Raw genomic sequence first — 21186 nt, 5'->3', positions numbered from 1 at the left:
CAAAAAATCAATATCTTGTGGAATTTTAAAAATTTTATGATTTTTAACACAAGATATTGATTTTTATTTTTAGAGTGGTATAATACTGAATATAAACTATTCAATAATATTTTAGAAAAGAGCATGGATATGATTGTATTAGAAGAAAAGCTTGCAACCGTTCCCACCTTATTCGTTGAAAAACGCGACGGTAGACGCGTCATTTTTGATGTGGATAAAATTGACAAAGCGCTTCATAAGGCTGCTGAAAAGGTTATGGACGTTACGCCTCTAGTAGAAAAACGCCTAAATGGTCTCGTTGAAAGAATTGTCACAGAGATTCATAGTCGTTTTCCTCAAGGTGTAAAAATCTATGAAATCCAAAATATCGTAGAACATGAGTTATTGGAAGCTAAAGAATATGCCTTGGCAGAGGAATATATCACTTACCGAACTCAAAGGGATTTTGAGCGCTCAAAAGCAACAGATATCAACTTCAGTATCCATAAACTTCTCAACAAAGACCAGGCAGTTGTCAATGAGAATGCTAATAAAGATAGTGATGTTTTTAACACCCAACGTGATTTGACGGCAGGGATTGTTGGGAAATCAATCGGACTGCAAATGCTTCCTAAGCACGTAGCCAATGCCCACCAAAAAGGGGATATCCACTATCACGATTTGGACTACAGCCCTTACACCCCGATGACCAACTGCTGTTTGATTGATTTCAAGGGCATGTTGGAAAATGGTTTTAAGATTGGGAATGCTGAGGTGGAGAGTCCCAAGTCTATCCAAACTGCGACAGCACAGATTTCACAAATCATCGCCAACGTTGCTTCTAGCCAGTACGGTGGGTGTTCGGCAGACCGTATTGATGAAGTCTTGGCCCCATATGCAGAGAAAAATTACCAAAAGCATCTCAAAGATGCAGAGGAATGGGTTTTACCTGACAAACGTGAGGAGTATGCCTGGAAAAAAACTCAAAAAGACATCTACGATGCCATGCAATCTCTAGAGTACGAGATTAATACCCTCTTTACATCAAATGGACAAACACCCTTTACTTCCCTTGGTTTCGGTCTAGGAACCAATCGTTTTGAACGCGAAATTCAAAAGGCAATTTTAAACATTCGTATCAAGGGGCTTGGTTCAGAACACCGTACAGCTATCTTCCCTAAATTGATCTTCACTCTTAAAAGAGGACTTAATCTGGAGGAAGGTTCTCCTAACTACGATATCAAGCAGTTGGCCCTTGAGTGTGCAACTAAGCGCATGTATCCAGATGTCTTGTCTTATGATAAGATTATTGAGTTGACAGGTTCTTTCAAGGTTCCGATGGGGTGTCGTTCATTCCTTCAAGGATGGAAGGATGAAAATGGAGTAGAAGTCAATTCTGGTCGTATGAACCTAGGTGTGGTAACAGTCAATCTTCCTCGTATCGCCCTCGAGTCTGAAGGCGACCTGAACAAGTTCTGGGAAATCTTCAATGAGCGTATGAATATCGCTGAAGATGCACTGGTTTACCGTGTGGAGCGAACCAAGGAAGCCACTCCAGCTAATGCGCCTATCCTTTATCAATACGGAGCTTTTGGCCGTCGTCTTGGTAAAGAAGAAAGTGTCGACGAGCTCTTTAAGAATAGACGTGCCACAGTTTCGCTTGGCTACATTGGACTTTATGAAGTAGCGACAGTATTCTTTGGTAACAATTGGGAAACCAATCCAGAAGCTAAAGAATTCACCCTTGATATCATTCGAGACATGAAACATCGAGTAGAAGAGTGGTCAGACCAATATGGCTATCACTTCTCTATTTATTCAACACCGTCTGAAAGTCTGACGGACCGATTCTGCCGTTTAGATGCTGAGAAATTTGGTTCTATTCCAGATATTATAGATAAAGAATACTACACAAATTCCTTCCATTATGATGTTCGCAAAAATCCAACACCATTTGAAAAATTGGACTTTGAGAAAGTCTACCCAGAAGCGGGTGCATCAGGCGGCTTTATCCACTACTGCGAGTATCCAGTTCTTCAACAAAATCCAAAGGCCTTGGAAGCTGTTTGGGATTATGCTTATGACCGTGTAGGTTATCTCGGAACCAATACTCCAATTGACCGCTGTTACAAGTGTGATTTTGAAGGAGATTTTGAGCCGACAGAGAGAGGATTTGCTTGTCCTAACTGTGGGAACAACGATCCTAAAACAGTAGACGTGGTTAAACGAACCTGTGGTTATCTTGGGAATCCACAAGCTCGTCCGATGGTTAATGGTCGTCACAAGGAAATTGCTGCGCGTGTCAAACACATGAACGGTTCTACTATCAAAACAGCAGGACATGAAGTAAGAAGTTAGAAAGAGATAGCATGGGAAAATATCAATTAGATGATAAGGGCAAGGCCTTGGTTCAACGGTTCCACGAGAAACATTCAAAAGGTGGAGGCAATAAAAAAGACCGAGTGGCTAGCCTAAGAGAGCAATTTTTAAATAAGAATAAGAAAAAGTGAGAGTCCGCTCTCGCTTTTCTCTTAGTTGGAGGTAAAGATGATATTACGCAGACCAAGATTGGCAGATAAAGAAACAATTTTAGAGATGATGTCAGAGTTTGAGCAGACTCAATCAGCCCACAATGGAGGATTTTGGGATACTGAGAACTTTGACTATGAAAAGTGGTTGGAAACTAGCCATAATAAAGAAATGGGAATAGGATTGCTGGAAAATCGCGTTCCATCAATTCAGTTCGTATTGTTTGATGAATCAGGCCATGCTTTAGGTTTTTTAAATTTACGGTTGAGACTGAATGAGGGTTTACTGAATTATGCTGGCCATATTGGCTATTCTATCCGCCCTTCCGAAAGAGGCAAAGGATATGCCAAGGAAGCTCTCCGTCAAGGTCTACAAGTGGCTAAAGAAAAGAACATCCATCGTGCTCTGGTGAATTGTAGCGCGGAAAATCCAGCAAGCCGAGCTGTTATCTTAGCTAATGGTGGAGAGTTGGAGGATGTTCGAAATGGAACGGAGCGCTATTGGATAGAGTTGGAGTAGAAAGCATGACATGGAATACACCAAAACCAGGCGAGTGGAAGAGTGAGGAGCTTAGTCAAGGGCGTATCATTGACTATAAGGCTTTTAACTTTGTGGATGGAGAAGGGGTGCGCAATTCTCTCTATGTAGCCGGCTGCATGTTTCACTGTGAGGGCTGTTACAATGTAGCGACCTGGTCTTTCAATGCAGGAATTCCTTATACGCCAGAATTGGAAGAACAAATCATGGCAGACTTAGCCCAGCCCTATGTTCAAGGATTGACTTTGCTAGGAGGAGAGCCATTCCTCAATACAGGTATTCTTTTGCCCCTTGTAAAACGCATTCGAAAGGAATTGCCAGAAAAAGACATCTGGTCTTGGACAGGCTACACTTGGGAAGAAATGATGCTGGAAACTCCAGATAAGCTAGAGCTTTTATCTATGATTGATATCCTGGTCGATGGTCGCTATGATCGGAGCAAGAGAAATCTTATGCTTCAATTCCGCGGCTCTTCCAATCAACGAATTATCGATGTACAAAAGTCTCTCCAAAGTGGAAAGGTAGTCATTTGGGACAAGCTTAACGATGGAAAAGAAAGCTATGAACAGGTGAAGAGAGAATGAAGAAAAAAGAATTAATAGAAAGACTAGTATCAGAAATAGAGTCGGGAAAAGTAAAAACGCTGGGTATCTACGGTCACGGCGCTTCAGGAAAATCAACTTTTGCTCAAGAATTGTACCAAATATTGGACGCTGAAAAGGTAAATTTACTAGAGACAGATCCCTATATTACTTCGGGACGACATTTAGTAGTACCTAAAGAGACACCAGACCAAAAGGTGACAGCATGTTTACCGGTAGCGCATGAGCTGGCAAGTTTACAAAGAGATATTCTTGCTCTGCAAGCGGGTATGGACATCTTGACAATTGAGGAACCTTGGAAGGCTAGCGAGATCTTATCTGGAGCAAAACCAATTCTGATAGTCGAAGGGATGTCTGTGGGTTTTCTACCCAAGGAACTCTTTGACAAAACCATTTGTTTCTACACAGATGAGGAGACCGAATTAAAGAGACGTCTAGCTCGAGATACGACTGTGAGAAATGGCGATGCATCCATTATATTGGCTAGTCAGCAGATGAGACGAGAGCAGTATATACAATACTATAAAGAAACCGAGTCAAGAGCTGATATCTTGGTAGATCAATCAGATGATAAATTTCAAATTAAAACTAACATTATATAGAAGAAAAGACAGATAATCTAGCACTTAAATATGAAAATTTATTAAAATGGAATAAGAAAACAGTTTCATCTAAAAAATTTAAAAAAACCTGTCAAATCCCTTGCAATCGCAGGGGCTTTGTGTTATTCTATTATGGTGCTGTAAATTACAGCTTTAGCTTTGATGCAAGAGGTTGCGACACGCTCGGTTGCATTGCCACGCAACGCGCGTCGGTTTTCTTGTGGAGCTAGCCTATTATCTTAAATAGACGAAAAGGAGAAAAAGATGGCAAACAAAAAAATCCGTATCCGTTTGAAAGCTTACGAACACCGTACGCTTGACACAGCGGCTGCAAAAATCGTAGAATCAGCTACTCGTACAGGTGCACAAGTTGCGGGTCCAATCCCACTTCCAACTGAGCGTAGCCTCTACACAATCATTCGTGCGACTCACAAATACAAAGACTCTCGCGAACAATTTGAAATGCGTACACACAAACGTTTGATCGATATCGTTAACCCAACTCAAAAAACAGTTGACGCTTTGATGAAATTGGATCTTCCAAGTGGTGTAAACGTAGAAATCAAACTTTAATTTAAAGCTTGATAACTTGAGCATAAAAAACGCTCGTTAAAAACTTTTTGAATAAAAAATATAGAAAAGGAACTATTTTCTCATGACAAAAGGAATCTTAGGGAAAAAAGTGGGAATGACTCAAATCTTCACTGAAGCTGGCGAATTGATCCCTGTAACAGTTATTGAAGCAACTCCAAACGTTGTTCTTCAAGTTAAAACTGTTGAAACAGACGGATACAACGCTATCCAAGTTGGTTTCGATGACAAACGCGAAGTATTGAGCAACAAACCTGCTAAAGGACATGTAGCAAAAGCTAACACGGCTCCTAAGCGCTTCATTCGTGAATTCAAAAACGTTGAAGGCTTGGAAGTTGGTGCTGAAATCACAGTTGAAACTTTCGCAGCTGGAGATGTTGTTGACGTAACTGGTACTTCTAAAGGTAAAGGTTTCCAAGGTGTTATCAAACGCCACGGACAATCACGTGGACCTATGGCTCACGGTTCTCGTTACCACCGTCGTCCAGGTTCTATGGGACCTGTTGCACCTAACCGCGTATTCAAAGGTAAAAACCTTGCAGGACGTATGGGTGGCGACCGTGTAACAATTCAAAACCTTGAAGTTGTACAAGTTGTTCCAGAAAAGAACGTTATCCTTATCAAAGGTAACGTACCAGGTGCTAAGAAATCTCTTATCACTATCAAATCAGCAGTTAAAGCTGGTAAATAATAAGGAAAGGGGAATACAGTCAAAATGGCAAATGTAACATTATTCGACCAAACTGGTAAACAAGCGGGCGAAGTTGTTCTTAACGATGCAATCTTTGGTATCGAACCAAACCAATCTGTTGTGTTTGATGTCATCATCAGCCAACGTGCTAGCCTTCGTCAAGGAACTCACGCTGTTAAAAACCGTTCAGCCGTTTCAGGTGGCGGACGCAAACCATGGCGTCAAAAAGGAACTGGACGTGCTCGTCAAGGTTCTATCCGCTCTCCACAATGGCGTGGTGGTGGAATTGTCTTCGGACCAACTCCACGTAGCTATGCGTACAAACTTCCTCAAAAAGTTCGTCGCCTTGCACTAAAATCTGTTTACTCAGAAAAAGTTGCTGAAAACAAATTTGTAGCCGTTGATTCTCTTGAATTTACAGCTCCAAAAACTGCTGAATTTGCAAAAGTTCTTGCAGCTTTGAGCATCGATTCTAAAGTCCTTGTTATTCTTGAAGAAGGAAACGAATTCGCAGCTCTTTCAGCTCGTAACCTTCCAAACGTGAAAGTTGCGACTGCTACAACTGCAAGTGTTCTTGACATCGCAAATAGTGACAAACTTCTTGTTACTCAAGCAGCTATCTCTAAAATCGAGGAGGTTCTTGCATAATGAATTTGTATGATGTTATCAAAAAACCTGTTATCACTGAAAGCTCAATGGCTCAACTTGAAGCAGGCAAATATGTATTTGAAGTTGACACTCGTGCGCACAAACTTTTGATCAAGCAAGCTGTTGAAGCTGCTTTCGAAGGTGTTAAAGTTGCAAATGTTAACACAATTAACGTAAAACCTAAAGCTAAACGTGTTGGACGTTACACTGGTTTTACTAACAAAACTAAAAAAGCTATCATCACTCTTACAGCTGATTCAAAAGCAATCGAGTTGTTTGCTACTGAAGCTGAATAATCTAAGGAGGAAATATCGTGGGAATTCGTGTTTATAAACCAACAACAAACGGTCGCCGTAATATGACTTCTTTGGATTTCGCTGAAATCACAACAAGCACACCTGAAAAAACTTTGCTTGTTGCTTTGAAGAACAAGGCTGGTCGTAACAACAACGGTCGTATCACAGTTCGTCACCAAGGTGGTGGACACAAACGTTTCTACCGTTTGGTTGACTTTAAACGTAACAAAGATAACGTTGAAGCAGTTGTTAAAACTATCGAGTACGATCCAAACCGTTCTGCAAACATCGCTCTTGTACACTACACTGACGGTGTGAAAGCATACATCATCGCTCCAAAAGGTCTTGAAGTTGGTCAACGTATCGTTTCAGGTCCTGAAGCAGATATCAAAGTAGGTAACGCTCTTCCACTTGCTAATATCCCAGTTGGTACTTTGGTCCACAACATTGAGTTGAAACCAGGTCGTGGTGGTGAATTGGTTCGTGCTGCTGGAGCTTCTGCTCAAGTATTGGGACAAGAAGGTAAATACGTTCTTGTTCGTCTTCAATCAGGCGAAGTTCGTATGATTCTTGGAACTTGTCGTGCTACAGTTGGTGTTGTCGGAAACGAACAACATGGACTTGTAAACCTTGGTAAAGCAGGACGTAGCCGCTGGAAAGGTATCCGCCCAACAGTTCGTGGTTCTGTAATGAACCCTAACGATCACCCACACGGTGGTGGTGAAGGTAAAGCACCAGTTGGTCGTAAAGCACCATCTACTCCATGGGGCAAACCTGCTCTTGGTCTTAAAACTCGTAACAAGAAAGCGAAATCTGACAAACTTATCGTTCGTCGTCGCAACGAGAAATAATTTAAAACTAGTCGCTTAAGCAACTAGGAAATTCCGCCAGCTCGGTAGCGCTCCTTGTGAGCGCAAGCCGCTGTGGTACAAAATTTAAAGGAGAAAATATAAAAATGGGACGCAGTCTTAAAAAAGGACCTTTCGTCGATGAGCATTTGATGAAAAAAGTTGAAGCTCAAGCTAACGACGAAAAGAAAAAAGTTATCAAAACTTGGTCACGTCGTTCAACGATCTTCCCAAGTTTCATTGGTTACACAATCGCAGTTTATGATGGACGTAAACACGTACCTGTTTACATCCAAGAAGACATGGTAGGTCACAAACTTGGTGAATTTGCACCAACTCGTACTTACAAAGGTCACGCCGCAGACGACAAGAAGACACGTAGAAAATAAGGAGAACATAAATGGCAGAAATTACTTCAGCTAAAGCAATGGCTCGCACAGTACGTGTTTCACCTCGTAAATCACGTCTTGTTCTTGACAACATCCGTGGTAAAAGCGTAGCCGATGCAATCGCAATTTTGACATTCACTCCAAACAAAGCTGCTGAAATCATCTTGAAAGTTTTGAACTCAGCTGTAGCTAACGCTGAAAACAACTTTGGTTTGGATAAAGCTAACTTGGTAGTATCTGAAGCATTCGCAAACGAAGGACCAACTATGAAACGTTTCCGTCCACGTGCGAAAGGTTCAGCTTCACCAATCAACAAACGTACAGCTCACATCACTGTAGCTGTTGCAGAAAAATAAGGAGGTAAAATCGTGGGTCAAAAAGTACATCCAATTGGTATGCGTGTCGGCATCATCCGTGATTGGGATGCCAAATGGTATGCTGAAAAAGAATACGCGGATTACCTTCATGAAGATCTTGCAATCCGTAAATTCGTTCAAAAAGAACTTGCTGACGCAGCTGTTTCAACTATTGAAATTGAACGCGCAGTAAACAAAGTTAACGTTTCACTTCACACTGCTAAACCAGGTATGGTTATCGGTAAAGGTGGTGCTAACGTTGATGCACTCCGTGCTAAACTTAACAAATTGACTGGAAAACAAGTACACATCAACATCATCGAAATCAAACAACCTGATTTGGATGCTCACCTTGTTGGTGAAGGAATTGCTCGTCAATTGGAGCAACGTGTTGCTTTCCGTCGTGCACAAAAACAAGCAATCCAACGTGCTATGCGTGCTGGAGCTAAAGGAATCAAAACTCAAGTATCAGGTCGTTTGAACGGTGCAGATATCGCCCGTGCTGAAGGATACTCTGAAGGAACTGTTCCACTTCACACACTTCGTGCAGATATCGATTACGCTTGGGAAGAAGCAGACACTACATACGGTAAACTTGGTGTTAAAGTATGGATCTACCGTGGTGAAGTTCTTCCAGCTCGTAAAAACACTAAAGGAGGTAAATAACCAATGTTAGTACCTAAACGTGTTAAACACCGTCGTGAATTCCGTGGTAAAATGCGTGGTGAAGCTAAAGGTGGAAAAGAAGTAGCATTCGGTGAATACGGTCTTCAAGCTACAACTAGCCACTGGATCACTAACCGCCAAATCGAAGCTGCTCGTATCGCCATGACTCGTTACATGAAACGTGGTGGTAAAGTTTGGATTAAAATCTTCCCACACAAATCATACACAGCTAAAGCTATCGGGGTTCGTATGGGATCTGGTAAAGGGGCACCTGAAGGTTGGGTAGCACCAGTTAAACGTGGTAAAGTAATGTTTGAAGTTGCTGGTGTTTCTGAAGAGATCGCTCGCGAAGCGCTTCGTCTTGCAAGCCACAAATTGCCAGTTAAATGTAAATTCGTAAAACGTGAAGCAGAATAAGGAGAAGGCATGAAACTTAATGAAGTAAAAGAATTTGTTAAAGAACTTCGTGGTCTTTCTCAAGAAGAACTCGCGAAGCGCGAAAACGAATTGAAAAAAGAATTGTTTGAACTTCGTTTCCAAGCTGCTACTGGTCAATTAGAACAAACAGCTAGCTTGAAAGAAGTTAAAAAACAAATCGCTCGTATCAAAACAGTTCAATCTGAAGCGAAATAATAGACTAGGGAAGGAGAAATTTCAATGGAACGCAATAATCGTAAAGTTCTTGTTGGACGTGTTGTATCTGACAAAATGGACAAGACAATCACAGTTGTAGTTGAAACAAAACGTAACCACCCAGTCTATGGTAAACGTATTAACTACTCTAAAAAATACAAAGCACATGATGAAAACAATGTTGCCAAAGAAGGCGATATCGTACGTATCATGGAAACTCGTCCGCTTTCAGCTACAAAACGTTTCCGTCTTGTAGAAGTCGTTGAAGAAGCGGTTATCATCTAATCAAACCTGAAAGGAGAAAACTGAAATGATTCAAACAGAAACTCGTTTGAAAGTCGCAGACAACAGCGGTGCACGCGAAATCTTGACTATCAAAGTTCTTGGTGGTTCTAAACGTAAATTTGCGAACATCGGTGATGTTATTGTGGCATCTGTAAAACAAGCTACTCCTGGTGGTGCGGTTAAAAAAGGTGACGTTGTTAAAGCAGTTATCGTTCGTACTAAATCAGGTGCTCGTCGTGCTGATGGTTCATACATCAAATTTGACGAAAACGCAGCAGTTATCATCCGTGAAGACAAAACTCCTCGCGGAACACGTATCTTTGGCCCAGTTGCACGTGAATTGCGTGAAGGTGGCTTCATGAAGATCGTGTCACTTGCTCCAGAAGTACTTTAATTTTCACAGAGCAAAAACAAACAAACACAGTCCCCTGGCTTAGCCAGGGTGCCCATTGGGCGTAAGAATAAAAGGAGAAAAAAATGTTTGTAAAAAAAGGCGACAAAGTTCGCGTAATCGCTGGTAAAGATAAGGGAACAGAAGCTGTTGTCCTTACTGCCCTTCCAAAAGTAAACAAAGTTATCGTTGAAGGTGTTAATATCGTTAAGAAACACCAACGTCCAACTAACGAACTTCCTCAAGGTGGTATCATCGAGAAGGAAGCGGCTATCCACGTATCAAACGTTCAAGTTTTGGACAAAAACGGTGTAGCTGGTCGTGTTGGTTACAAATTTGTAGACGGTAAAAAAGTTCGCTACAACAAAAAATCAGGCGAAGTGCTTGATTAATCACGAAGGAAAGGAGAAGTATAATGGCAAATCGTTTAAAAGAAAAATATCTTAATGAAGTAGTTCCTGCTTTGACAGAACAATTCAACTACTCATCAGTGATGGCTGTGCCTAAAGTAGATAAGATCGTTTTGAACATGGGTGTTGGTGAAGCTGTATCAAACGCTAAAAGCCTTGAAAAAGCTGCTGAAGAATTGGCGCTTATCTCAGGTCAAAAACCACTTATCACTAAAGCTAAAAAATCAATCGCCGGCTTCCGTCTTCGTGAAGGTGTTGCGATCGGTGCAAAAGTTACCCTTCGTGGTGAACGTATGTACGAATTCTTGGATAAATTGGTTTCAGTTTCACTTCCACGTGTGCGTGACTTCCATGGTGTTCCAACAAAATCATTTGATGGACGCGGAAACTACACACTTGGTGTGAAAGAACAATTGATCTTCCCAGAAATCAACTTTGATGACGTTGACAAAACTCGTGGTCTTGACATCGTTATCGTAACTACTGCTAACACTGACGAAGAGTCACGTGCATTGCTTACAGGCCTTGGAATGCCTTTTGCAAAATAATATAGGAGGTATAACTAATGGCTAAAAAATCTATGATTGCTAAGAACAAACGCCCAGCGAAGTTCTCTACTCAAGCATACACTCGCTGTGAACGTTGTGGACGTCCACACTCAGTTTACCGCAAGTTTAAACTTTGCCGTGTTTGCTTCCGTGAATTGGCATATAAAGGTCAAATCCCTGGTGTAACAAAAGCATCTTGGTAATATCATGATACAAAGAGCGTAACAACCCCAGCAAAAATAGGAGATTTGGTGCAGGAGCGATGCTCCAAGACAAATCTATCTTTTTTGCCCAGGTTGTAGCTCGTGTTCAAATGAGATTATCTTGTTTGAATGTGTCAATACTATCTGAGCCCAGCTCAATCATTAACTAGCAAGTGCAACTTGCAAACTACTAGTAAGAGGAGAAAAATAAAATGGTTATGACTGACCCAATCGCAGACTTCCTAACTCGTATTCGTAACGCTAACCAAGCAAAACACGAAGTACTTGAAGTACCTGCATCAAACATCAAAAAAGGGATTGCAGAAATCCTTAAACGCGAAGGTTTTGTTAAGAACGTAGAAATCATCGAAGATGACAAACAAGGCATCATCCGTGTATTCCTTAAATACGGACCAAACGGTGAAAAAGTTATCACAAACTTGAAACGTGTTTCTAAACCAGGACTTCGTGTCTACAAAAAACGTGAAGACCTTCCAAAAGTACTTAACGGTCTTGGAATTGCTATCCTTTCAACTTCTGAAGGTTTGCTTACTGATAAAGAAGCACGCCAAAAGAACGTTGGTGGTGAGGTTATCGCTTACGTTTGGTAATATTTAGCTCCCAATTTCTTTGTGACTCGTCGTTATCGTCTCTTGCCTAACCCAAAGTTATGTCTGCGAGACGATGCCTAGATTCACTTTGAATTGAAACCTAAATGTTCCTTCAAATCGAGAAATCGATTTAACCCCGTGAAAACTGGCCGTTCTGGCCTGACAATTTAACAGGAGAATAAAAACATGTCACGTATTGGTAATAAAGTTATCGTGTTGCCTGCTGGTGTTGAAATCACTAACAATGACAACGTTGTAACTGTAAAAGGACCTAAAGGAGAACTTACTCGTGAGTTCTCAAAAGATATTGAAATTCGTGTGGAAGGTACTGAAGTAACTCTTCACCGTCCAAACGATTCAAAAGAAATGAAAACTATCCACGGAACTACTCGTGCTCTTTTGAACAACATGGTTATTGGTGTATCAGAAGGATTCAAGAAACAACTTGAAATGCGTGGGGTTGGTTACCGTGCACAACTTCAAGGATCAAAACTTGTTTTGGCTGTTGGTAAATCACATCCAGACGAAGTTGAGGCTCCAGAAGGAATTACTTTTGAACTTCCAAACCCAACAACAATCGTTGTTAGCGGAATTTCAAAAGAAGTAGTTGGTCAAACAGCTGCTTACGTACGTAGCCTTCGTTCACCAGAACCATACAAAGGTAAAGGTATCCGTTACGTTGGCGAATATGTTCGTCTTAAAGAAGGTAAAACAGGTAAATAATATTGAGTGGTTGATTTTCAGCCATCAATATCGTTTCCAACTTTGTGCATAGCACACGATTTAAAACTAAAGAGGTGAAAACTGTGATTTCTAAACCAGATAAAAACAAACTCCGCCAAAAACGCCACCGTCGCGTTCGCGGAAAACTCTCTGGAACTGCTGATCGCCCACGTTTGAACGTATTCCGTTCTAATACAGGCATCTACGCTCAAGTTATTGATGACGTAGCGGGTGTAACGCTCGCAAGTGCTTCAACTCTTGACAAAGAAGTTTCAAAAGGAACAAAAACTGAACAAGCCGTTGCTGTCGGTAAACTCGTTGCAGAACGTGCAAACGCTAAAGGTATTTCAGAAGTGGTGTTCGACCGCGGTGGATATCTATATCACGGACGTGTGAAAGCTTTGGCTGATGCAGCTCGTGAAAACGGATTGAAATTCTAATAGGAGGACACTAGAAAATGGCATTTAAAGACAATGCAGTTGAATTAGAAGAACGCGTAGTTGCTGTTAACCGTGTTACTAAAGTTGTTAAAGGTGGACGTCGTCTTCGTTTTGCAGCTCTTGTAGTCGTTGGTGACCACAACGGTCGCGTAGGATTTGGTACTGGTAAAGCTCAAGAAGTTCCAGAAGCAATCCGCAAAGCAGTAGAAGATGCTAAGAAAAACTTGATCGAAGTTCCTATGGTTGGAACAACAATCCCACACGAAGTTATTTCAGAATTCGGTGGAGCTAAAGTATTGTTGAAACCTGCTGTAGAAGGTTCTGGGGTTGCCGCTGGTGGTGCTGTTCGTGCCGTTATCGAGTTGGCAGGTGTAGCTGATGTTACATCTAAATCTCTTGGCTCAAATACTCCAATCAACATTGTTCGTGCAACTGTTGAAGGTTTGAAACAATTGAAACGCGCTGAAGAAGTTGCTGCCCTTCGTGGTATTTCAGTTTCTGATTTGGCATAAGAAAGGGGATAAAATGGCTCAAATTAAAATTACTTTGACTAAGTCTCCAATCGGACGCATTCCATCACAACGTAAAACTGTTGTAGCACTTGGACTTGGCAAATTGAACAGCTCTGTTATTAAAGAAGATAACCCAGCAGTACGTGGTATGATTACTGCAGTATCTCACTTGGTAACAGTTGAAGAAGTAAACTAATTAAATTTTAGGGGATGTGCAGTATACCATCCCCTAAAACTAGATATAGTCATCTTTGATGACAAACGTATAGGCGAGTTGATAGGAGAGACAACCTTTTCTCTCTTATCGGCGCTAGCATTTTACAAAAGAGGAGAAAATATATAATGAAACTTCATGAATTGAAACCTGCAGAAGGTTCTCGTAAAACTCGTAACCGTGTTGGTCGTGGTACTTCATCAGGTAACGGTAAAACATCTGGTCGTGGTCAAAAAGGTCAAAAAGCTCGTAGCGGTGGCGGAGTACGTCTTGGTTTTGAAGGTGGACAAACTCCATTGTTCCGTCGTCTTCCAAAACGTGGATTCACTAACATCAACGCTAAAGAATACGCAATTGTTAACCTTGACCAATTGAACGTCTTTGAAGATGGTGCAGAAGTAACTCCAGTTGTTCTTATCGAATCAGGAATTGTTAAAGCTGAAAAATCAGGTATCAAAATTCTTGGTAACGGTGAGTTGACTAAGAAATTGTCTGTAAAAGCAGCTAAATTCTCTAAATCAGCTGAAGAAGCTATCACTGCTAAAGGTGGTTCAGTAGAAGTCATCTAAGAGAGGTGACCTATGTTTTTTAAATTATTGAGAGAAGCCTTCAAAGTCAAGCAAGTTCGATCAAAAATTCTTTTTACAATTTTTATCGTCTTTGTCTTCCGTATCGGGACTAGCATTACGGTTCCATGGGTGAATGCCAATAGCTTGAATGCTTTGAGTGGTCTATCTTTTCTAAATATGTTAAGTTTGGTGTCTGGTAATGCCATGAAAAACTTTTCAGTTTTTGCACTTGGTGTTAGTCCATACATTACTGCTTCTATCGTTGTCCAACTCTTACAAATGGATTTATTACCAAAGTTTGTAGAGTGGGGCAAACAAGGGGAAGTTGGTCGTAGAAAATTGAACCAGGCAACTCGATATATTGCCCTTGTTCTTGCATTCGTGCAATCTGTCGGAATTACTGCTGGTTTTAATGCTTTATCTGGAGCCAAACTTTTGACTGTTCCTTTAACACCACAAGTTTTCCTTGTGATTGGAGCAATCCTAACAGCGGGTAGTATGATTGTAACTTGGTTGGGAGAGCAAATTACTGATAAGGGTTATGGAAATGGTGTTTCCATGATTATCTTTGCGGGGATTGTTGCTTCAATTCCTGATATGATCAAGGGGATTTATGTTGACTACTTTGTCAATGTACCAAGCAGTCGCTTGACTTCATCCCTCATTTTTGTTGCTATCTTAATTGTAGCAGTCTTATTGATTGTTTACTTTACAACTTATGTTCAACAAGCTGAATATAAGATACCAATTCAGTATACTAAGGTAGCACAAGGAGCACCATCAAGTTCCTATCTTCCATTGAAGATTAACCCTGCAGGAGTTATTCCAGTTATCTTTGCTAGCTCAATTACAGCAGCACCAGCGGCAATTTTACAATTTGTAAGTGCATCTGGTCTTGATTGGGCCTGGGTACGTAGTGCTCAGGAGTTGCTCTCCACAACAGCCCCTACAGGTATCGCTTTGTACGCTCTGTTGATTATCCTCTTTACATTCTTCTATACATTTGTACAGATTAATCCAGAGAAGGCAGCAGAAAATTTGCAAAAGAGCGGTGCTTATATCCACGGTGTCCGTCCTGGTAAAGGGACAGAAGAGTATATGTCAAAACTTCTTCGTCGTCTCGCAACAGTCGGTTCCCTCTTCCTAGGTGTCATTTCTATTTTACCTATTGTAGCTAAGGATTTATTCGGTCTTTCAGAAGTCGTTGCTTTTGGGGGAACAAGTCTTTTGATCATTATCTCAACAGGTATTGAAGGAATTAAACAATTGGAAGGTTATTTATTGAAACGTAAGTATGTTGGTTTCATGAATACAACAGAATAATTGTAATAGAAAAGAAAATTCACTATTGCTCAGAGAGTGGAGTTTAAAAATCAAAGACCTTGTCAGATTTTTATCTCCTCTCTTCTATTTTGTTTTTAAATAGGAGTTGAAATGAATTTTTGCTTCTATTTAAAAACAAAAAAGGAGTTTGAATCATGAATCTTTTGATTATGGGCTTACCTGGTGCAGGTAAGGGTACACAAGCAGCAAAAATTGTTGAACAATTCCATGTTGCTCATATCTCAACAGGTGATATGTTCCGTGCGGCAATGGCTAACCAAACTGAAATGGGTGTCTTAGCTAAGTCTTATATCGACAAAGGCGAGTTGGTTCCAGATGAAGTTACAAATGGTATTGTGAAAGAGCGTCTTTCACAAGATGACATTAAAGAAACTGGTTTCTTGTTGGACGGATACCCACGTACAATTGAGCAAGCTCATGCCTTGGATAAAACTTTAGCTGAATTAGGGATTGAACTTGAAGGTGTTATTAACATCGAAGTAAATCCAGATTGCCTTTTGGAGCGTTTGAGTGGTCGTATCATTCACCGTGAAACTGGTGAAACTTTCCATAAAGTTTTCAACCCACCAGTTGACTACAAAGAAGAAGACTATTACCAACGTGAAGATGACAAACCTGAAACAGTAAAACGTCGTTTGGATGTTAATATTTCCCAAGGTGAACCAATTATTGCCCACTATCGTGCAAAAGGTTTGGTACATGATATCGAAGGTAACCAAGATATCAATGATGTCTTTGCAGATATCGAAAAAGTATTGACAAAATTGAAATAAAAGCGTTTTTCATGCTTGCAAAATGTCTCTACAAATGTTATACTGAGTTAGTCTGACTTATAATTGTTGTCTCTGTGTCTAGAGGCATCAAATCGAAATTTATGGAGGTACTTTTGCGTGGCAAAAGACGATGTGATTGAAGTTGAAGGTAAAGTAGTTGATACTATGCCGAATGCAATGTTTACGGTTGAACTTGAAAATGGACATCAGATTTTAGCAACAGTTTCTGGTAAAATTCGTAAAAACTATATTCGTATTTTAGCGGGAGATCGTGTTACTGTCGAAATGAGTCCATATGACTTGACACGTGGACGTATCACTTACCGCTTTAAATAATCGAAAAACTTGGAGGGATAAGAAATGAAAGTAAGACCATCGGTCAAACCAATTTGCGAATACTGTAAAGTAATTCGTCGTAATGGTCGTGTTATGGTAATTTGCCCAGCAAATCCAAAACACAAACAACGTCAAGGATAAGATAGAAAGGAGAAAACATGGCTCGTATTGCTGGAGTTGACATTCCAAATGACAAACGCGTAGTAATTTCATTGACTTATGTGTACGGTATCGGACTTCCAACATCTAAGAAAATCTTGGCAGCTGCTGGAATTTCAGAAGATGTACGTGTTCGCGATCTTACACCAGATCAAGAAGATGCTATCCGTCGTGAAGTGGATGCAATTAAAGTTGAAGGTGACCTTCGTCGTGAAGTTAACTTGAACATCAAACGTTTGATGGAAATCGGTTCATACCGTGGTATCCGTCACCGTCGTGGACTTCCTGTCCGTGGACAAAACACTAAAAACAACGCTCGCACTCGTAAAGGTAAAGCTGTTGCGATTGCTGGTAAGAAAAAATAATATAGGAGGTAAAAGTCTTGGCTAAACCAACACGTAAACGTCGTGTGAAAAAGAATATCGAATCTGGTATTGCTCATATTCACGCTACATTTAATAACACTATTGTTATGATTACTGATGTGCATGGTAATGCAATTGCTTGGTCATCAGCTGGTGCTCTTGGTTTTAAAGGTTCTCGTAAATCTACACCATTTGCTGCTCAAATGGCTTCAGAAGCTGCTGCTAAATCTGCACAAGAACACGGTCTTAAGTCAGTTGAAGTTACTGTTAAAGGTCCAGGTTCTGGTCGTGAGTCAGCTATTCGTGCTCTTGCTGCCGCTGGTCTTGAAGTAACAGCAATTCGTGATGTGACTCCAGTGCCACACAATGGTGCTCGTCCTCCAAAACGTCGCCGTGTATAATCATAACCTTACACTGCTTTTCGTTTAAGAGGGAGTAACTAAATGATCGAGTTTGAAAAACCAAATATAACAAAAATTGATGAAAATAAAGATTATGGCAAGTTTGTAATCGAACCGCTTGAACGTGGTTACGGTACAACACTTGGTAACTCTCTTCGTCGTGTACTTCTAGCTTCTCTTCCAGGGGCTGCTGTAACATCTATCAATATCGAAGGTGTATTGCATGAATTTGATACAGTTCCGGGTGTTCGCGAAGACGTGATGCAAATCATTCTGAACATCAAAGGTATTGCAGTAAAATCTTACGTTAAAGACGAAAAGATCATTGAACTAGATGTGCAAGGTCCTGCTGAAATTACAGCTGGAGATATCTTGACAGATAGCGACATTGAAATTGTAAATCCAGATCATTATCTCTTTACAATCGGTGAAGGTTCTTCTCTAAAGGCGACAATGACTGTTAACAGTGGTCGTGGATATGTACCTGCTGATGAAAATAAAAAAGATAATGCACCAGTTGGAACACTTGCTGTAGATTCTATTTATACACCAGTTACAAAAGTCAACTATCAAGTTGAACCTGCTCGTGTAGGTAGCAATGATGGTTTCGACAAATTAACCCTTGAAATCTTGACTAATGGAACAATTATTCCAGAAGATGCTTTAGGGCTTTCAGCACGTATCTTGACAGAGCACCTTGATTTGTTTACAAATCTTACAGAGATTGCTAAGTCAGCAGAAGTGATGAAAGAAGCTGATACTGAATCGGACGACCGTATCTTGGAACGTACGATTGAGGAACTTGACTTGTCTGTGCGTTCATATAACTGTTTGAAACGTGCCGGTATCAACACTGTGCATGATTTGACAGAAAAATCTGAAGCAGAGATGATGAAAGTAAGAAATCTTGGACGCAAGAGTTTGGAAGAAGTGAAAGTCAAACTCATTGATTTGGGTCTTGGATTAAAAGATAAATAAAGGAGGAATAAATGGCTTACCGTAAACTAGGACGCACTAGCTCACAACGTAAAGCAATGCTTCGCGATTTGACAACTGACCTTTTGATCAACGAATCAATCGTGACAACTGAAGCTCGTGCTAAAGAAATCCGTAAAACTGTTGAAAAAATGATTACTCTAGGTAAACGTGGTGATTTGCATGCACGTCGTCAAGCAGCTGCTTTCGTACGTAATGAAATCGCATCTGAAAACTATGATGAAGCAACTGATAAGTACACTTCTACTACAGCACTTCAAAAATTGTTCTCAGAAATCGCACCTCGTTATGCTGAGCGTAACGGTGGATACACTCGTATCCTTAAAACTGAACCACGTCGTGGTGATGCAGCGCCAATGGCGATCATCGAATTAGTATAAAATCATCAATTTTGTTGAGTGTTATGATGATGGGGTCTTGTGCTCTTAGTCTAGCTCTGGTCTACCGCTAGGACTTATGTCCTAGCGGGAACACTCATCATAAGATGATAAGGTAGACGCTTGTTTACGAAATTGTTTTTTACTAAAGAACAATTTCGTAAGCAGGCGTTTTTGAGTATTTTATTAAGAAATATGCTATACTATTGAAAACGAAAATCAACAATGTTCATTTTTTCAAAAATATTCTATAAAGAGGTTATGAGCTAATATACTATCAGTTTCAAGTTCTAAACTAGCGACCTAGTAAAAAAATACTAGTCTGGTACAAGATCAACTAAGAGATTTTTTAGGGTTTCAACTTGGATAATTGTTCACTATTAAGTGATTTAGTTACTCTATCCCCCCTTTTTTATTTTGTTTTTGGCCGAAATGGATATTGTTCTGTGTTAGAAACGGAGTTTAATCATGAAAGCTATTATTACTGTTGTTGGTAAAGATAAATCTGGAATTGTTGCAGGTGTTGCGACAAAAATTGCTGAATTAGGCTTAAATATTGATGATATCTCACAAACAGTCTTGGACGAATTCTTTACAATGATGGCTGTGGTATCTAGTGATGAAAAACAAGATTTTACTCATCTTAGAAACGAATTTGAGGTTTTTGGTCAGACTTTGAATGTCAAAATCAATATTCAAAGTGCGGCTATTTTTGATGCTATGTACAATATCTAGGAGGTATTTATGGATATTAGACAAGTTACCGAAACAATCGCTATGATTGAGGAGCAAAACTTTGACATTAGAACCATTACCATGGGGATTTCCCTTTTGGACTGTATCGATCCAGATATCAATCGTGCTGCGGAGAAAATTTATCAAAAGATTACAACCAAGGCGGCTAATTTAGTGGCTGTTGGAGATGAAATTGCGGCTGAGTTAGGAATTCCCATTGTAAATAAACGTGTGTCCGTAACTCCAATTTCCTTGATCGGTGCTGCTACAGATGCAAGGGACTATGTTCCATTAGCCAAGGCTTTGGACAGAGCTGCTAAGGAAATTGGTGTTGATTTTATTGGTGGTTTTTCTGCCTTGGTACAAAAGGGTTACCAAAAAGGTGATGAGATTCTCATCAATTCGATTCCTCGTGCTTTGGCAGAAACAGATAAGGTTTGTTCATCGGTAAATATCGGTTCTACCAAATCGGGTATCAATATGACTGCAGTAGCAGATATGGGGCGTATTATCAAGGAGACAGCTTCTCTGTCTGATATGGGTGCTGCTAAATTAGTTGTATTTGCCAACGCGGTAGAGGACAATCCTTTTATGGCAGGTGCCTTCCATGGAGTTGGTGAAGCAGATGTCATCATCAATGTAGGTGTTTCAGGACCGGGTGTTGTCAAACGTGCCTTGGAAAAGGTTCGAGGTCAGAGCTTTGATGTTGTTGCTGAAACTGTTAAAAAGACAGCCTTCAAGATTACCCGCATTGGTCAATTGGTTGGTCAAATGGCTAGTGAGCGCCTCGGAGTTGATTTTGGGATTGTCGATTTGAGTTTAGCTCCAACTCCAGCAGTGGGTGATTCTGTAGCTCGTGTTCTTGAAGAAATGGGGTTAGAGACAGTTGGGACTCATGGAACGACTGCTGCTTTGGCTCTCTTGAACGACCAAGTTAAAAAAGGTGGAGTTATGGCTTGCAACCAAGTTGGTGGTTTGTCAGGGGCTTTTATCCCAGTTTCTGAGGACGAGGGGATGATTGCTGCAGTGCAAAACGGCTCCCTTAATTTGGAAAAATTAGAAGCTATGACAGCTATCTGTTCAGTTGGTTTGGATATGATTGCCATTCCTGAGGATACACCTGCGGAAACGATTGCGGCAATGATTGCGGATGAAGCTGCTATCGGGGTCATCAATATGAAAACAACTGCTGTACGTATTATTCCAAAAGGAAAAGAAGGCGATATGATTGAATTTGGTGGCCTTCTAGGAACGGCTCCAGTCATGAAAGTTAACGGTGCCTCGTCTGTTGACTTCATTGCTCGTGGAGGGCAAATTCCAGCTCCAATCCATAGTTTTAAAAATTAAAAAGAAATGGAATCTGTTTAAGTTGGGTTTAAGGATAGACAGGTATACTATAATCATTAAATAAAGACCTCCTAACTTTA

Annotated in this window: 36 protein-coding genes; all 36 read left to right on the top strand. The window is 40.5% G+C overall.

Annotation, left to right across the window (positions count from 1 at the left end; all coding sequences use genetic code 11):
- The first annotated feature begins 129 nt into the window (after positions 1–129).
- The 36 genes from nrdD (at position 130) to HMPREF2805_RS00540 (ending at position 21106) form a co-directional block, all read left to right on the top strand.
- Positions 130–2337, top strand: a complete 2208-nt coding sequence (gene nrdD / locus HMPREF2805_RS00705; protein WP_075231036.1) for an anaerobic ribonucleoside-triphosphate reductase — start codon at positions 130–132, stop codon at positions 2335–2337.
- Between the two features lie 11 nt (positions 2338–2348).
- Positions 2349–2489, top strand: a complete 141-nt coding sequence (locus HMPREF2805_RS10900; protein WP_000521609.1) for a hypothetical protein — start codon at positions 2349–2351, stop codon at positions 2487–2489.
- Between the two features lie 37 nt (positions 2490–2526).
- A complete protein-coding gene (locus tag HMPREF2805_RS00700; protein ID WP_075230998.1) occupies positions 2527–3027 on the top strand; it encodes a GNAT family N-acetyltransferase in 501 nt (166 codons plus the stop codon).
- A 5-nt stretch (positions 3028–3032) separates the two neighbouring features.
- Complete coding sequence (gene nrdG, locus HMPREF2805_RS00695) at positions 3033–3629, top strand: anaerobic ribonucleoside-triphosphate reductase activating protein (protein ID WP_075230997.1); 597 nt, start codon at positions 3033–3035, stop codon at positions 3627–3629.
- Positions 3626–4249: a uridine kinase family protein gene (locus tag HMPREF2805_RS00690; RefSeq protein ID WP_075230996.1), complete on the top strand. Its 624-nt coding sequence runs from the start codon at positions 3626–3628 to the stop codon at positions 4247–4249. The genes nrdG and HMPREF2805_RS00690 overlap by 4 nt, the downstream gene beginning before the upstream one ends.
- Positions 4250–4513: 264 nt before the next feature.
- The gene (gene rpsJ / locus HMPREF2805_RS00685; RefSeq protein WP_001284513.1) at positions 4514–4822 is read left to right on the top strand and encodes a 30S ribosomal protein S10; all 309 of its coding nucleotides are present in this window, start codon (positions 4514–4516) and stop codon (positions 4820–4822) included.
- 82 nt (positions 4823–4904) lie between these two features.
- Complete coding sequence (gene rplC / locus HMPREF2805_RS00680; RefSeq protein ID WP_000160197.1) at positions 4905–5531, top strand: 50S ribosomal protein L3; 627 nt, start codon at positions 4905–4907, stop codon at positions 5529–5531.
- Between the two features lie 24 nt (positions 5532–5555).
- Positions 5556–6179 (top strand): 50S ribosomal protein L4, encoded by a 624-nt coding sequence (gene rplD, locus HMPREF2805_RS00675; RefSeq protein ID WP_000024549.1) that lies wholly within the window; start codon positions 5556–5558, stop codon positions 6177–6179.
- Entirely contained in the window at positions 6179–6475 is a 297-nt protein-coding gene (locus HMPREF2805_RS00670) for a 50S ribosomal protein L23 (protein WP_001055348.1), read from the top strand. Before rplD ends, HMPREF2805_RS00670 begins: the two co-directional genes overlap by 1 nt.
- A gap of 17 nt (positions 6476–6492) precedes the next feature.
- On the top strand, positions 6493–7326 hold the full coding sequence (gene rplB, locus HMPREF2805_RS00665) for a 50S ribosomal protein L2 (protein WP_000512914.1): 834 nt from the start codon (positions 6493–6495) through the stop codon (positions 7324–7326).
- Between the two features lie 104 nt (positions 7327–7430).
- Positions 7431–7712: a 30S ribosomal protein S19 gene (gene rpsS, locus HMPREF2805_RS00660; RefSeq protein ID WP_000533766.1), complete on the top strand. Its 282-nt coding sequence runs from the start codon at positions 7431–7433 to the stop codon at positions 7710–7712.
- An 11-nt stretch (positions 7713–7723) separates the two neighbouring features.
- Positions 7724–8068 carry a 50S ribosomal protein L22 gene (gene rplV, locus HMPREF2805_RS00655; RefSeq protein ID WP_000818137.1) on the top strand — a complete coding sequence of 115 codons (345 nt, stop codon included), beginning with the start codon at positions 7724–7726 and terminating at the stop codon, positions 8066–8068.
- A 12-nt stretch (positions 8069–8080) separates the two neighbouring features.
- Positions 8081–8734, top strand: coding sequence for a 30S ribosomal protein S3 (gene rpsC / locus HMPREF2805_RS00650; RefSeq protein ID WP_000529936.1), 654 nt, complete (start codon positions 8081–8083; stop codon positions 8732–8734).
- A 3-nt stretch (positions 8735–8737) separates the two neighbouring features.
- On the top strand, positions 8738–9151 hold the full coding sequence (gene rplP / locus HMPREF2805_RS00645) for a 50S ribosomal protein L16 (RefSeq protein ID WP_000960948.1): 414 nt from the start codon (positions 8738–8740) through the stop codon (positions 9149–9151).
- A gap of 9 nt (positions 9152–9160) precedes the next feature.
- Positions 9161–9367: a 50S ribosomal protein L29 gene (rpmC, locus tag HMPREF2805_RS00640; protein ID WP_075230995.1), complete on the top strand. Its 207-nt coding sequence runs from the start codon at positions 9161–9163 to the stop codon at positions 9365–9367.
- 24 nt (positions 9368–9391) lie between these two features.
- Entirely contained in the window at positions 9392–9652 is a 261-nt protein-coding gene (gene rpsQ / locus HMPREF2805_RS00635; protein ID WP_000440801.1) for a 30S ribosomal protein S17, read from the top strand.
- Between the two features lie 25 nt (positions 9653–9677).
- Complete coding sequence (gene rplN / locus HMPREF2805_RS00630) at positions 9678–10046, top strand: 50S ribosomal protein L14 (RefSeq protein WP_000616548.1); 369 nt, start codon at positions 9678–9680, stop codon at positions 10044–10046.
- A gap of 83 nt (positions 10047–10129) precedes the next feature.
- Positions 10130–10435: a 50S ribosomal protein L24 gene (gene rplX, locus HMPREF2805_RS00625; protein WP_000497691.1), complete on the top strand. Its 306-nt coding sequence runs from the start codon at positions 10130–10132 to the stop codon at positions 10433–10435.
- A 23-nt stretch (positions 10436–10458) separates the two neighbouring features.
- Entirely contained in the window at positions 10459–11001 is a 543-nt protein-coding gene (gene rplE, locus HMPREF2805_RS00620) for a 50S ribosomal protein L5 (protein WP_000013542.1), read from the top strand.
- A gap of 17 nt (positions 11002–11018) precedes the next feature.
- Entirely contained in the window at positions 11019–11204 is a 186-nt protein-coding gene (locus HMPREF2805_RS00615; protein WP_001085699.1) for a type Z 30S ribosomal protein S14, read from the top strand.
- Between the two features lie 212 nt (positions 11205–11416).
- Positions 11417–11815: a 30S ribosomal protein S8 gene (rpsH, locus tag HMPREF2805_RS00610; RefSeq protein ID WP_000245504.1), complete on the top strand. Its 399-nt coding sequence runs from the start codon at positions 11417–11419 to the stop codon at positions 11813–11815.
- A gap of 186 nt (positions 11816–12001) precedes the next feature.
- The gene (rplF, locus tag HMPREF2805_RS00605) at positions 12002–12538 is read left to right on the top strand and encodes a 50S ribosomal protein L6 (protein WP_000086625.1); all 537 of its coding nucleotides are present in this window, start codon (positions 12002–12004) and stop codon (positions 12536–12538) included.
- An 83-nt stretch (positions 12539–12621) separates the two neighbouring features.
- Positions 12622–12978 (top strand): 50S ribosomal protein L18, encoded by a 357-nt coding sequence (gene rplR / locus HMPREF2805_RS00600; RefSeq protein WP_000624044.1) that lies wholly within the window; start codon positions 12622–12624, stop codon positions 12976–12978.
- 17 nt (positions 12979–12995) lie between these two features.
- A complete protein-coding gene (gene rpsE / locus HMPREF2805_RS00595) occupies positions 12996–13490 on the top strand; it encodes a 30S ribosomal protein S5 (protein WP_000874203.1) in 495 nt (164 codons plus the stop codon).
- A gap of 13 nt (positions 13491–13503) precedes the next feature.
- On the top strand, positions 13504–13686 hold the full coding sequence (rpmD, locus tag HMPREF2805_RS00590) for a 50S ribosomal protein L30 (RefSeq protein WP_000057243.1): 183 nt from the start codon (positions 13504–13506) through the stop codon (positions 13684–13686).
- 146 nt (positions 13687–13832) lie between these two features.
- Complete coding sequence (rplO, locus tag HMPREF2805_RS00585) at positions 13833–14273, top strand: 50S ribosomal protein L15 (protein ID WP_000766079.1); 441 nt, start codon at positions 13833–13835, stop codon at positions 14271–14273.
- A 12-nt stretch (positions 14274–14285) separates the two neighbouring features.
- A complete protein-coding gene (gene secY / locus HMPREF2805_RS00580; protein ID WP_075230994.1) occupies positions 14286–15596 on the top strand; it encodes a preprotein translocase subunit SecY in 1311 nt (436 codons plus the stop codon).
- Positions 15597–15751: 155 nt separating this feature from the next.
- Positions 15752–16390, top strand: coding sequence for an adenylate kinase (locus HMPREF2805_RS00575; protein WP_075230993.1), 639 nt, complete (start codon positions 15752–15754; stop codon positions 16388–16390).
- A gap of 117 nt (positions 16391–16507) precedes the next feature.
- Positions 16508–16726, top strand: a complete 219-nt coding sequence (gene infA / locus HMPREF2805_RS00570) for a translation initiation factor IF-1 (RefSeq protein WP_001029883.1) — start codon at positions 16508–16510, stop codon at positions 16724–16726.
- A gap of 24 nt (positions 16727–16750) precedes the next feature.
- Positions 16751–16867: a 50S ribosomal protein L36 gene (rpmJ, locus tag HMPREF2805_RS10420; protein ID WP_001808836.1), complete on the top strand. Its 117-nt coding sequence runs from the start codon at positions 16751–16753 to the stop codon at positions 16865–16867.
- 17 nt (positions 16868–16884) lie between these two features.
- Complete coding sequence (gene rpsM / locus HMPREF2805_RS00565; RefSeq protein WP_000090783.1) at positions 16885–17250, top strand: 30S ribosomal protein S13; 366 nt, start codon at positions 16885–16887, stop codon at positions 17248–17250.
- A gap of 17 nt (positions 17251–17267) precedes the next feature.
- The gene (gene rpsK, locus HMPREF2805_RS00560) at positions 17268–17651 is read left to right on the top strand and encodes a 30S ribosomal protein S11 (protein ID WP_001118385.1); all 384 of its coding nucleotides are present in this window, start codon (positions 17268–17270) and stop codon (positions 17649–17651) included.
- A gap of 42 nt (positions 17652–17693) precedes the next feature.
- Complete coding sequence (locus tag HMPREF2805_RS00555) at positions 17694–18629, top strand: DNA-directed RNA polymerase subunit alpha (RefSeq protein ID WP_000568996.1); 936 nt, start codon at positions 17694–17696, stop codon at positions 18627–18629.
- Positions 18630–18640: 11 nt separating this feature from the next.
- A complete protein-coding gene (gene rplQ, locus HMPREF2805_RS00550; protein ID WP_000331493.1) occupies positions 18641–19027 on the top strand; it encodes a 50S ribosomal protein L17 in 387 nt (128 codons plus the stop codon).
- Positions 19028–19492: 465 nt separating this feature from the next.
- Positions 19493–19759 carry an ACT domain-containing protein gene (locus HMPREF2805_RS00545; RefSeq protein WP_000644115.1) on the top strand — a complete coding sequence of 89 codons (267 nt, stop codon included), beginning with the start codon at positions 19493–19495 and terminating at the stop codon, positions 19757–19759.
- A 9-nt stretch (positions 19760–19768) separates the two neighbouring features.
- A complete protein-coding gene (locus HMPREF2805_RS00540; protein ID WP_075230992.1) occupies positions 19769–21106 on the top strand; it encodes a PFL family protein in 1338 nt (445 codons plus the stop codon).
- The last annotated feature ends 80 nt before the right edge of the window (positions 21107–21186 follow it).

Source organism: Streptococcus sp. HMSC034E03 (assembly GCF_001811505.1).
GTDB lineage: Bacteria > Bacillota > Bacilli > Lactobacillales > Streptococcaceae > Streptococcus.
Note: the sequence above shows the minus strand (reverse complement) of the source record. Positions and strands in the feature narration are given on the sequence as shown.

Bases quoted from the DNA above. Each gene is read 5' to 3' on its own strand.
- nrdD (WP_075231036.1), top strand. From the start codon at position 130: ATGATTGTATTAGAAGAAAAGCTTGCAACCGTTCCCACCTTATTCGTT.
- HMPREF2805_RS10900 (WP_000521609.1), top strand. From the start codon at position 2,349: ATGGGAAAATATCAATTAGATGATAAGGGCAAGGCCTTGGTTCAACGG.
- HMPREF2805_RS00700 (WP_075230998.1), top strand. From the start codon at position 2,527: ATGATATTACGCAGACCAAGATTGGCAGATAAAGAAACAATTTTAGAG.
- nrdG (WP_075230997.1), top strand. From the start codon at position 3,033: ATGACATGGAATACACCAAAACCAGGCGAGTGGAAGAGTGAGGAGCTT.
- HMPREF2805_RS00690 (WP_075230996.1), top strand. From the start codon at position 3,626: ATGAAGAAAAAAGAATTAATAGAAAGACTAGTATCAGAAATAGAGTCG.
- rpsJ (WP_001284513.1), top strand. From the start codon at position 4,514: ATGGCAAACAAAAAAATCCGTATCCGTTTGAAAGCTTACGAACACCGT.
- rplC (WP_000160197.1), top strand. From the start codon at position 4,905: ATGACAAAAGGAATCTTAGGGAAAAAAGTGGGAATGACTCAAATCTTC.
- rplD (WP_000024549.1), top strand. From the start codon at position 5,556: ATGGCAAATGTAACATTATTCGACCAAACTGGTAAACAAGCGGGCGAA.
- HMPREF2805_RS00670 (WP_001055348.1), top strand. From the start codon at position 6,179: ATGAATTTGTATGATGTTATCAAAAAACCTGTTATCACTGAAAGCTCA.
- rpsS (WP_000533766.1), top strand. From the start codon at position 7,431: ATGGGACGCAGTCTTAAAAAAGGACCTTTCGTCGATGAGCATTTGATG.
- rplV (WP_000818137.1), top strand. From the start codon at position 7,724: ATGGCAGAAATTACTTCAGCTAAAGCAATGGCTCGCACAGTACGTGTT.
- rplP (WP_000960948.1), top strand. From the start codon at position 8,738: ATGTTAGTACCTAAACGTGTTAAACACCGTCGTGAATTCCGTGGTAAA.
- rpmC (WP_075230995.1), top strand. From the start codon at position 9,161: ATGAAACTTAATGAAGTAAAAGAATTTGTTAAAGAACTTCGTGGTCTT.
- rpsQ (WP_000440801.1), top strand. From the start codon at position 9,392: ATGGAACGCAATAATCGTAAAGTTCTTGTTGGACGTGTTGTATCTGAC.
- rplN (WP_000616548.1), top strand. From the start codon at position 9,678: ATGATTCAAACAGAAACTCGTTTGAAAGTCGCAGACAACAGCGGTGCA.
- rplX (WP_000497691.1), top strand. From the start codon at position 10,130: ATGTTTGTAAAAAAAGGCGACAAAGTTCGCGTAATCGCTGGTAAAGAT.
- rplE (WP_000013542.1), top strand. From the start codon at position 10,459: ATGGCAAATCGTTTAAAAGAAAAATATCTTAATGAAGTAGTTCCTGCT.
- HMPREF2805_RS00615 (WP_001085699.1), top strand. From the start codon at position 11,019: ATGGCTAAAAAATCTATGATTGCTAAGAACAAACGCCCAGCGAAGTTC.
- rpsH (WP_000245504.1), top strand. From the start codon at position 11,417: ATGGTTATGACTGACCCAATCGCAGACTTCCTAACTCGTATTCGTAAC.
- rplF (WP_000086625.1), top strand. From the start codon at position 12,002: ATGTCACGTATTGGTAATAAAGTTATCGTGTTGCCTGCTGGTGTTGAA.
- rpsE (WP_000874203.1), top strand. From the start codon at position 12,996: ATGGCATTTAAAGACAATGCAGTTGAATTAGAAGAACGCGTAGTTGCT.
- rpmD (WP_000057243.1), top strand. From the start codon at position 13,504: ATGGCTCAAATTAAAATTACTTTGACTAAGTCTCCAATCGGACGCATT.
- rplO (WP_000766079.1), top strand. From the start codon at position 13,833: ATGAAACTTCATGAATTGAAACCTGCAGAAGGTTCTCGTAAAACTCGT.
- secY (WP_075230994.1), top strand. From the start codon at position 14,286: ATGTTTTTTAAATTATTGAGAGAAGCCTTCAAAGTCAAGCAAGTTCGA.
- HMPREF2805_RS00575 (WP_075230993.1), top strand. From the start codon at position 15,752: ATGAATCTTTTGATTATGGGCTTACCTGGTGCAGGTAAGGGTACACAA.
- rpmJ (WP_001808836.1), top strand. From the start codon at position 16,751: ATGAAAGTAAGACCATCGGTCAAACCAATTTGCGAATACTGTAAAGTA.
- rpsM (WP_000090783.1), top strand. From the start codon at position 16,885: ATGGCTCGTATTGCTGGAGTTGACATTCCAAATGACAAACGCGTAGTA.
- HMPREF2805_RS00555 (WP_000568996.1), top strand. From the start codon at position 17,694: ATGATCGAGTTTGAAAAACCAAATATAACAAAAATTGATGAAAATAAA.
- rplQ (WP_000331493.1), top strand. From the start codon at position 18,641: ATGGCTTACCGTAAACTAGGACGCACTAGCTCACAACGTAAAGCAATG.
- HMPREF2805_RS00545 (WP_000644115.1), top strand. From the start codon at position 19,493: ATGAAAGCTATTATTACTGTTGTTGGTAAAGATAAATCTGGAATTGTT.
- HMPREF2805_RS00540 (WP_075230992.1), top strand. From the start codon at position 19,769: ATGGATATTAGACAAGTTACCGAAACAATCGCTATGATTGAGGAGCAA.